We start from the raw sequence: 11355 nt of genomic DNA, 5'->3' as shown, positions 1-11355 counted from the left end.
AGTTTAATCGAACAACTGCCCTATCTTTTGAAGTGCAGGAACTTATGCTCGGAAAACAACGCTTGCAGTTGTGCGTAATTTTCATCGGGGTCTTGCAAATAAAGAGCGATCTCATCAAGCAGTTGCAGCTCTTCCCAGTCCAGCTCGTCCATCTCTTTTTGGCAAAGCGGAGGATAGTCCCAGTAGCACAGCTCGTTTCCAAGAACGGCATTCAGGTCATAGCACAAGTTGTTGCGGATGTAGTGCATCCCCCACGATTTTTTGACCCCGAAAAGCTGGGGATTGATTTCTTTGTCGCGTGCCATCAGCCACGCGTCACCCGCCATCAGGAACTCATCGCCCTGAATATCGATGAGTTCCCAATCGGGATCGACCCTGATCCACCGTTTTTCGGCTTCTTCCCACACTTCGCAAATCCAGTGATCGATATATTTCCTGCCGTTCTCGGACAAATAGCTGGCAAAGCCGACCCGGCTGCGCACCGGGAGTCCCCGGGAGCGCAGCATGGAAATCAGCAGCAGCGAATGAAAGCGGCAAGAAATGAGCAGCCGCTCGCTTGGCAAACGTTCAAACGTGAGGCCATCTGCGTTGCGTTCGACCAGAGCCTCCAGCATTTCCGTGATCTTGTAAAATTTCTCGTCTTCATTGCGCGTATAATCGGTCAGCAAATGCCTCACTTTTTTGATCATCGTGGGATGGATCAATTGGCACTTGATTAATCGGCACAGCTCTGGCAAGCCTTGGGGCAACTCATGAAAGAGATAGCCGTATTCACCGGGATCGGTGTTGGGAGTAAATGTCGTATAAAAATGCAGCAGTTCGGCTTTATTCACTTTCAGAGTTCCTCCTTCTTTTCGCATTTCTTTGCTTGATCCGCTCTCTTCCCTGGTTGCGGACGTTGATCGTCTCTTCCTGTCCTTCGTCTGGCTGGTCGTCGTTTTCCGCTGTCAAATAGGCAGCCAGCGCATGGATATTGGCGTGCTCGAACATGGCGAGGATCGGGATTTCCCTGGCAAATACGTCTTTCAACTTGCTGTTAATCATTCCGATCTGCAACGAATGAATGCCCATCTCAAAAAAGTTGTCGAGCACACCTACACGATCAGTCTCCAGAACTTCCTGAAACACAGCGACGATGCTCGCTTCCACTTCATTGCGGGGAGCGACGTATGCCGTTCCGGTGCTCGTGCCAGTCGGTTTCAGCTTCAAGAGAGCCTGTACATCCACTTTTCCGTTGGCCGTCAGCGGCAGTTGCTCCACGACGATAAAATGATACGGTATCATGTAATCGGGCAAAGCTTTGGCAAGCCTGCTCCTGATCTCATTTATAAAAGCATCCCGGTCGTGCGGTTCGGTTTCCGGCACGAGATACGCATACAATCGCTTGTCTGCTTCTCCCGCCACCAGCACGACCGCATTTCTCACCGTGTCGATTTGCAGCAGACGTGATTCTACCTCTCCTAATTCTATTCTATATCCACCAATTTTTACCTGCTGGTCCTTTCTGCCCAAAAACTCAATCAGCCCGTTGCGGTGCAGTACGCCGTAATCCCCTGTCCTGTATATATAGCCGAATTGCGGATGATGAACAAAGGAGCGATTGGTCTTTTCCGCGTCATGCAGGTAACCGTCCGCAACCCCTCTTCCTCCGATATACAGTTCGCCCGGTACAGAAAGCGGGCAAAGCTCCATCCGCGAGTTGAGCACGTAAAACTGCTGGTTGGCTAATGGCTTTCCGTAAAAAATGCTCTTCCACTCGGGGCCAACCTCGTCGATCGGGTAGTAGATCGACCAGATGGATGCCTCGGTAGCCCCGCCCAAACTGATGACTTCCGCCCCAGGGAAGCTTTCGCGAATCGCTTGCGGCAGCGTGAGCGGAATCCAGTCGCCGCTCAGCATGACCAGACGAAGCTGCTCATCTCGCTGCTCGCCGCCGCGCTCCTTTTTCTCCGCTGCCACGCGATCCATGATTGCAGGGACGGAGTTCCAGATCGTAATGTTTTTCGCCGTAATCGTGTCGGCAAGCTGGGCCATGTCCTTTTGGTCTTTGACAAGCACGAGTGTCGCTCCGGCGGCAAACGCGCCAAAAATGTCATAGACGGACAAGTCGAAGCAGAGCGAAGATACGCCCAAAATCCGATCATGAGCGGCAACATGGAATTTTTGATTGATATCCTGGATCGTATTGCAGGCGGCTACGTGCCGAATCATGACTCCTTTTGGATTGCCCGTGCTTCCCGAGGTGTAGATCACGTAGGCCAACTGTTCCGGCTGAACAGCCGCAGCCTCGTATTTTTTTGCAGCATGCTCCAGCTCGTTCCGCTCGTAAAAGTCAGACTCAAGCACGAGCTTGCATTGGCTGTGTCTGCGGATGTAGTCCACACGATCCGCCGGGTAGTCAGGATCAATCGGCACATAGGCAGCGCCGCTTTTTAAAATGCCGAGCAAATAGGCAAAGGTGGCGATTTCCCGTTTGGCAATGACGCCAATCAGATCGCCGGGAGCGACGCCGATGTGCCGCAAGCAGCTCGCGACTTTGTTTGCGCGCTCGTTCAGCGCTTCGTACGTGATCTGCGTCTCGCCGTCCTCGATTGCGACGGCAAAAGGAGTTTGTGCCACAGTTTCCTCGAACAGCCCGTGCAACGTTTTGCTCGCAATGTCCACGGTGGTATCGTTGTACGCATCAATCGCAGCTCTGTCACTGGCGGATACCGAAGGCAACTCCTTTTCAGCCTCGTCGTTCAAGATCGTATCGATCCGGGTCAGGTACTGGGCGAACATCGTGTCAATCACTACAGGGTCAAACAACTCGCTGATGTAGTCCCAGTTGATGACGATGTTTCCGTCAAGGAGCGCCACCTGATTGTCGAGATAGACTTGGGAAGTTTGCGTGATGCCGCTTGTATCGCTTTCCCATTCGGATGTGTACTCCGCATCGTCAGTCGCTTGCTGGACAATGTCTTCATTTTCAAACAAGGCACTCGTAAACACGATGGGCAAGACAGCCTTGTTCCCCAACTCTCGCTGCTTGCTGATCTCCCGCATCACATCGATCCCGTCAAAATGGCGATGAGCCAACGCATCCATCAGCGATTGCTGAACTTTTCTTGCCTTCTCCCAGAACGTATCCGCTGGATGCAGCCGTACCTCGACCAGCGCAACGGACGTAAAGTCTCCGACCAGCTTATCCACATCCGGGTGCAACGGCAGACGATTGAACAAGGTCAAATTCAGGCTAAAGTCCAGTTGATTGCTCCAATTCGCCAGCACTTCGGCATATGCCGTGCACAAAACCGCCGAAGGAGTCAAATTGTGCTTCTGGGCCGCCTTTTTCAAAACTTGCCAGCTTTCTTTGGCGTATCGCTTCGACTTTCTTTGGAAGTACGGGTTTTTGACGTGGGACGGTTGCACCTGCACCGGGATTTCCGGTGCCAGCGGAAAATCGTCCAGCTTTGCCATCCAGTATTCCTTGTCCTGCAAATACAAGCTGCTGGTCTTCAGTCGCTCGTAGCCGATCATGTAATCCCGGAAGGAAATCGATAATTCATCCAGCTCGTCCGCAGCGCCTTCATACAGCTTTTGCAGCTCTTTCCCTAAAATCTCCAGGCTGTACGCATCCATGATGAGCAAGTCAAAGCTGATGCACAGCAAACTTTCTTGCCCGTTCAAGCGAAACGCTTTGATTTCAAAAAGCGGCCATTGTCCCGGACGGAAAATCGCATGGGACATGCGCTCTCTTTCTTTTGCCAGAATCGCCGCTTTTTCTTCCTTGTCGCATCCTTGCAAATCGCGGATGTCGATAGCGTATTCGGGTATGTCTGCCAAAATTTGCTGGCGGGCATCGGGCAAAAAGATCGTGCGCAGCGCGGGATGCCTGCGGATCAACAAATTCAGGCAATGATTGAGACGCAAGATATCGAGCCTGGTGACAATCTCCTGATACGAATGCGTCGAGACTCCGCCCAGCTCGAAGCTGCTGCTTCTGCCCAAATAATAGGCCATTTGCACATTCGTTAACGGAAACGGTTCATGCAATTGGCTTGGTTCCGGTATCAGGGTTGGCAAGTCGGCTACGCGCTCTTCGTGGATCGCTTCGCGAATAAAACCGGCAATCGCCTCGATTGTTTGCAGTTCGATAAAGTCTTTGAACTGCATAGAGCATGCAAAGCTGTTGTTGATTTCATACACGAGCTGCATGATTTGAATCGAGTTTCCGCCCAGCTCAAAAAATCGGTCGCGGACGCTCATGCTTTCGCTGCGCAGCACGTTTCGCCAAATGTCGTACAGCTTCGCTTCCACTTCGTCCCTCGGCTCGACCAGTTCTTTTTGCTCTGCTGCGACCCCGGTTACCTCCGGAAGCGACTTCCGGTCGATTTTGCCGTTGATGGTCAGCGGAATCTGCGCAAGCGGCATGAACAAGGACGGAATCATATATTCCGGCAGCTGTTGGCGCAAATAGTCCCGCAGCTCCTGGCTCGTTACCGGATAGGCAGCCGTATAGTACGCGACCAGCAGCTGTTCGTGCTGAGCGTCCTGCTGGACATGCACCACGGCTTTTTCAACAGCAGGATGGGCATCGAGCAAATTTTCGATTTCGCTTTGCTCAATCCGGTAACCGCGTATTTTCACCTGAAAATCGGTTCGTCCCAAATAGTCGAGCAAGCCTTCCCGCGTCCACCTTGCCATGTCTCCGGTCGCGTACATTTTTTCGCCAGGTCGAAACGGGTTGTCGATAAACTTCTCTCGGGTCAGCTCTGGATTGTTCTGATACCCTCGGGCCAAACCGTGCCCGCCGATATACAAAAGGCCAGGGACGCCGACAGGTTGCGGCATCAGCTCTGGACTTAGAACATAGACTTGGGTATTTTTGAGCGGTCTGCCGATGGTCACAGGCTGCGTCGCCGCCACTTCCTGAATCGTGGACCAAATGGTCGTTTCGGTAGGACCGTACAGGTTGTAGACTCGACCCTCCGGCAACAGTCGCAGGGCTGCATCTGCCAACGGCTGCGGCAAAGCTTCTCCCCCGATCAGCAAATAGCGCAGGCGACTGAGCTGCCCGGCCAATTCCGGCTCCGCCAGCAACAACTTCAAGCGCGATGGCGTCGTCTGCATCACGGTAATTTTTTCACGTCTGACCAGGCTTGCCAGCTTGAGCACATCTCGCTGGCAGTCTTCATCGGCAATCACCACCTGATGGCCTGTCAACAGCGGCAGGATGCTCTCCAGCCAGAAAATATCGAAAGAAACGGTCGTCAAGGATAAAAACTTCTCGTTTTCGCCGAAAGAAAGCACATCGGTCATGCCGTGAAGGAAATTGATCAAGGCGCGGTGCTCAATCAAAATTCCTTTGGGAAATCCGGTCGTGCCTGAGGTATACATGCAATACGCCACATCGGTGCTGCTGTTTTCCAGCGGCAGCCGTTCTTGAGGCTGCGCGGCAACGTAAGGATCGCGCATGTCAATGACCTGCCGCTCGCCTGCTGCCTCCACGGTCGTATTGGTCAAAATGACCCGGACACGGCTGTCCGCAAGCATATAGGCGACTCGATTGGCTGGCAGACTCGGATCGACAGGCAAATACGCGCCGCCCGCCTTGCCGATCGCTAGTAGTCCCGCAATCATGTCGCACGATCGGGTAGCGATGAGGGCGACGACCTGGCCCGCGCCGACGCCATGCGATTTGAGCGCATGGGCGAGCTGGTTGGCCCGCGCATCCAGTTCACGGTACGTCATCGTCTGGTTGTGGAACGTTAGCGCAGGCTGATCAGCGCATTTTTCGGCCATGGCTTCAAAAAGCTCATGCACCAGCAGTTGCTCGGGATATTCCCCTGCTGTCTGATTGAACCCGCTGACTAGCCGCTCCCGCTCGTCGGCATCCAGCAAGGAAAGCTGGCTCATTTTTTGCTGCGGCTGCGCGATCACATCTTGCAAAAGCTTTTGGAAATAGCGGATAAAACGGGTAATCGTTTCTTTTGTAAACAGATCGCTTGCGTACTCTACGGTAAAAAACAGCTCGCCTTCCCGTTCTTCGCCATCCAAGGTCAAGTCAAAGCGGGCTGTGTTTGTTTTGAACGAATACGGCTCGATTTGCAGCCCGGCAGACGAATGGTTCTCACCGCTCCCTTGACGGCTGACATTTTGAAACGCGAACATCACATCAAACAACGGGTTGCGCCCGAAGTCCCGGGAAAGCTCGATCTGGCTGACCAGCTCTTCAAACGGATAGTCTTGGTGCTCCAGGGCGTGGGACATGTTTCCTTTGATCGCGTTCAGCAGCTCGGCAAAGGTCATGTCGCTGCGTACGGTGCTTTTGAGCGGAAGCGTTTGAACGAACATGCCGATCACATTTTGAATATCGCTGTGATTCCGTCCCGAAGTCGGAATCCCTACGATAATCTCGTCCTGATTGCCGAGCTTCGCCAAAAGAACGTTCCATGCCGCCAGCAAAACCATGTACAGCGTCGCTTCATGGCTCGTGGCCATCCGCTTGATTTCGTCGGCTTGGCGTTGCGGGATGGAAAACATCTCCATGCCTCCGCGATACGTTTTGTAAGGCGGGCGGGAAAAGTCCGTCGGCAGGTCAAGCAGCGGAATTTCGCCGGAAAACATCCCGGTCCAATACTCCTGGTCCGCCTGGTGTCCGGCGAGCGTTGTCTTTTCCTGCTGCCACTCTGCGTAATCCTTGTATTGAACAGACAAAGCGGGAAGTCCAGAAGACTGTCCATCCTGCTGCTGGTACAAAGCCGTAAACTCGTCAATCAAGATCGAGTTGGATGTGCCGTCTGTGATGATATGGTGAATGTTGAAGACGAGCACGTGGCTTTGCTCGCTTTCCTTGAAAATGCCCACCTTCCATACAGGAGCAACGCCGAGATCAAACGGCTGTATCCACGCTTCGATGTGCGCATCGCTGATTGGCTCGTTGAGTTCTCTGTAGTCGGCAGGAAACGGGAACGGCTCGTGAATGACCTGCAGCAGCTCCCCATCAATGCGCTGGAACGAGGTGCGCAAGCTTTCATGTCTGCGAATCAGCTCGTTCAGGCATCGCTCCAATTTTTCGTAGGAAAGCGAACCTTTCACGCGCAACGCAATGATGTTGTTATATTGCTTGTTCGCTTCCTCCATTTGGCTGAGGAAATACAGTCGTTTTTGTCCGGAAGTCAAAGGATAGCCCGCTTTTTCTTGCGCCTTGGGAATCTGCGAGAAATCTGTCCGGTCCGCCCCGCGGATAAAGCAGGCGATCTCGCCAATCGTCGGCTTGTTGAAAAAGGTCGGCAGAGGCAGTTTGACATCCAGCTTTTTATAGAGAAGCGCAATCATCGTGATCGCCTTCAGCGAGTCTCCGCCTAGAGCGAAGAAGTCCTCGTCGCTCCTGATCGCTGCGATTCCCAATACACTGCGCCATACGTCCGCGATGATCTCTGTCAGCTCGGCTTCGGACAGCGTTGCGCGGTTGATTTTGGCGGGCACCAGCTCAGTCTGCACGGCGACTGCCGCTTCTTTTTCCAGGATGAACTCTTCGCTGAGCTGATTGCTTTCTTCCATTAAAGCAGGAAGCTCAAGGACAGAGACGATGGCCCGGTGAAACTGGTTTTCCAAAAGGTAGCGCAGCACTTCTACCCCTTGCTGCGGCGAGATCGCCTCTTCGGCAAATTGCCGCTCGTTGACTTGCCGATTCATGCTGCGGTTTTTTTCCATCGCGGTGACGGACATCCCTACCTCTGCCCAGTCGTTCCAGTTGATCGAAGCTGTGTAGCCAGCCCGTTTCTGCAAGCGATACGCGGCGAACGCATCCAAAAACTCATTCGCTGCGTTGTAGCCGACTTGACCGAATTTGCGCCCGTAAATGTAGTTGCCGATGGAGGAAAACAAGATAAAGAAATCGAGTGCGCGTTCTGCAAAAAGCGTATCCAGCACGATCGTTCCCTGTACTTTGGGCAGCAAGATCGGGTCGGTCATTTCCTTCGTCCTGCGCTGGATTACCCCTGCGTAGTCAGGAACCCCGGCCGTGTGCAAAACGCCAGTAATCGGCCCAAACCGCATCTCCGCCTCACGAACTACCTTTTGCATGGCGGAATAATCGGAAATATCCACGCTGTAAACGTCGATCATCGCCCCGGCTTGTTCCAGCGACAGGATCGTGCGAATTTTGCCGGACAAGTGATGATCGGGCTTGTCCTCGATCCATTGCGTCCATTGCTCGCGCGGCGGAAAAGCAGAGCGTCCGATCAAGACGAGCCGCGCCTGATAGCTCTTCGCCAAATACTCCGCCAAGGCGAAGCCCATTCCGCCCAGTCCCCCGGTAATCAGGCAGACGAGCTTTTCTTTGAGCAGCGGCAGCTTTTCCGGCTGTTTCACGAGCACAGGCTCGCGCACCGCTTCAATCCACCTGCTTTTGCCGCGGAGCGCCACTTGCTTGTGCGGAAAATCAAACTGAAATTCCCGAAGCAGATTCGCCGCCAGCGCCATATGGTTACCTGTCTGCTTGCCGCCCGCTGGAAGCTCGATGTCGACCGTGCAAACTTTGCTGTTGGGGTATTCGTAAGGAATGATCTTGCTTGCCCCGAGCACGACCCCTTTCAGCGGGCAGATTGGTTCGTCCTGGGTAACGGAATACAGCCCGTTCGTCACGATCTGCAAGCGCATCTTTTTGCTGCCAGCCTTGCTCCCGATGTACCGGGCAAGCTGCAACAGGCTGTAAAAAAACTGCTGCTGGCTCGGCTCAACGGCCGCCAGCTCCGGTTCGATTGGCGGTGTCACTGTCCATAGATAGCTGATACAATCCGGTACCGTCTGCAAATCGTCCAGCAAGCTGTCCAACTCTTCCGGCTTTTGCGGATTCAGTCGATAGTGGGCAGACGTCACTCGCTGGTAGCGCTCGGCCTGCTCGACGATAATATACGTGGCGCCGCGCTCTTTCAGCTCGCTCGCCAGCGCTTCTCCCAAGCCAGCCTGATCCTGGAAAATGAGCCAGGTCGCCTCGCTAGAAATCGCTTTTTCTGCATAGGCTGGCAAAGCAGAGCTTTCCCATGCAGGCACGTAAAACCATGAACGGATGTCTTCCCTTCTGTGCGCCGCGCTGCTCTCGCTGGGCTGAAGACGGCTGGCGAACTGCCCGAAGTTGAACAGACTTTTATCCACAGGAAATTCCTGCGAGTCAAAGGCGTAGGTTGGCAAAGACACACGATTTCGCTCTTCGTGTTGATAATAGGCAGTCCAATTGATCTCCTGACCGTACAACCACATCGTTCCCAGCGCTTCCAAAATGGCGTAGGAATGGATGCGCTCCAGCCTGAGCTGGTGACCATAAGCCGCGACTTGTTCCATGCCAGGTTCCCCAGCCTGTGCCGAGCCAAAGATCAGGCACAGCCCATCCGGTTTGGAAACAGGGCGATTGCTTTCTGTTTGCGCAAAGTGGTCAAGCCGATCGCGACCCACGAGCGCGTGAATCGCATCACCAAAAGCAAGACGCCCCTCCAGGCACTCGACTAGCAGATTGCCTTTGCCGTATCCCCACATGCTTTGCGGTTCAACGCCCCAGTCTTTGAACAGTTTGGCGATCGCATAGTAGAACGCAAAGCGCAAAGCTTGCCCGTGCTTCGGCGCGCGCAACTGCTCCGCGATGGACACAGCCGCCTGCCCAAACACTTGCTGATTCAACAAGCGCAGCGCTTGTGCCATTACTTGCTGGACGGCAGGCTCTTCCTGGCACAGATGGACGATTTCTGCAAGCTCGCCCTCCTCCCAGTTGTCTGCGGCAAAGTCAGGGAATACAAAAGCGACGGAAAGCTTTTCCTTGGCGAAAGCAGCTTTGGAATCTTGCCCGATAAAGCGGAGCGGCTGTGCCAGCGTCTGGTTGCAAAGCGCGATTTCTCGAACGGGAAAATGCTTTCGTCCCACCTGCAGCGAATAGGCAACATCTTCAAGACGTGCATCTGGATTAGCATGCAAGTATTCCTCAACATTTTGCTTATATCGCTCCAGGGCTTGCTCTGTTTTGGCCGAGAGCAACATCAGTTGCCAGCTTCGGCCAGCGCTTGCTTCCCGCACGGCAGGCGCTTCTTCGATAATCACATGGGCATTGGTTCCCCCGATTCCGAATGCGCTGATCCCGGCCCGCAGCGGCTCATGCGTTTTTTCCCACTCCGTCAGCTTGTCATTGATGTAAAAGCCTTTCTCAATTACGTCCAAATGCGGATTCGGGCTTTGAAAATGCAGCGAAGGCGGAAGCTGGCGATGCTTGATAGCCAGCACCGCCTTAATGAAGGAAGCGATCCCGGCTGCGCTGTCCAGATGACCGATGTTGGTCTTGACCGAGCCGAGCGCGCACGAGTGTTTTTGCGAAGGCTGATAGGCCAGCTCCAGCGCTTCCAGTTCAATCGGATCGCCAAGCGGTGTCCCTGTTCCGTGACACTCGATGTAAGCGACGCTCTCTGGCGCTACTTCCGCTACCTTGAGCGCGGTGCGAATCACTTCCGCCTGTCCGATTGTGCTCGGGGCCGTAAACCCGGTTTTTTGCATACCGTCATTGTTGACAGCGGAGCCTTTGATGACGGCGTGAATCTGATCGCGATCATCGATGGCATCCTGCAACCGCTTCAATACGACGACGCCCGCCCCGTCTCCGCCGACAATGCCCTGTCCATTCGCATCAAACGCCTTGCATTTGCCGTCTGGCGACAAAATCATTCCTTCCTGATAGACATAGCCGCTTTTTCCTGGCAGCGTCACGGTAACCCCGCCAGCCAATGCCAGATCGCACTCGCCGTTCAACAGCGACTGGGCCGCCATGTGCACAGCGACAAGCGAAGTCGAGCAAGCGGTATAAATCGTCAAGGCAGGGCCTTTCAGGTTTAATTTATGCGCGATCCGCAGGCTCAAATAGTCCTTGTCCACAAGCTGGGTGGCAGCCCAGTGGCCGATCGCCTCGCTTTTTCCCGACAGGCTCATCAGCGCTTCCCACATATGGTTCGGGGAAGCTCCTGCAAACAAGCCGATCAGCTTCTGCTCGACCTGCGCGGCATAGCCGGCATCCTCCAGCGCTTCCCAAATGCACTCGTGAAACACCTTCATTTGCGGGTCCATAAGCTCCGCTTCCAGTGGCGTATAATCAAAAAAACGGGCATCGAAGCGATTCCCGCTCTCCAGATACCCTTTTGCCTTGACGTACTCTGCGCTTTTGACGGCTTGCGGGTCTACCCCCGCCTCGATCAGCTCGGCTTCGGAAAACGTCTGGATGGAGTGCACGCCGTTTTTCAAGTTTTCCCAGTACGCCGTGACATTGCTTGCTCCCGGAAACCTTCCTGCCAGGCCGATTACGGCTATTTCCAGGCCATTGTATTCGTGTCCCATATC

At 54.1% G+C, this 11355-nt stretch carries 2 protein-coding genes; both read right to left on the bottom strand.

Annotated elements, in window-relative coordinates:
- Positions 1-20: 20 nt before the first annotated feature.
- The gene (locus DEP07_RS12395) at positions 21-833 is read right to left on the bottom strand and encodes a transglutaminase domain-containing protein (protein WP_122966465.1); all 813 of its coding nucleotides are present in this window, start codon (positions 831-833) and stop codon (positions 21-23) included.
- Positions 826-11352: a hybrid non-ribosomal peptide synthetase/type I polyketide synthase gene (locus tag DEP07_RS12390; RefSeq protein WP_287102546.1), complete on the bottom strand. Its 10527-nt coding sequence runs from the start codon at positions 11350-11352 to the stop codon at positions 826-828. Before DEP07_RS12390 ends, DEP07_RS12395 begins: the two co-directional genes overlap by 8 nt.
- Positions 11353-11355 lie beyond the last annotated feature (3 nt).

Origin of the sequence: Brevibacillus sp. (assembly GCF_003521185.1) — a bacterium.
GTDB classification, from domain to species: domain Bacteria; phylum Bacillota; class Bacilli; order Brevibacillales; family Brevibacillaceae; genus Brevibacillus; species Brevibacillus parabrevis.
Note: the sequence above shows the minus strand (reverse complement) of the source record. Positions and strands in the feature narration are given on the sequence as shown.

What these genes read in the sequence shown, in the direction of transcription:
- DEP07_RS12390 (WP_287102546.1), bottom strand. Translation starts at nt 11,352, where the DNA reads ATGGGACACGAATACAATGGCCTGGAAATAGCCGTAATCGGCCTGGCA.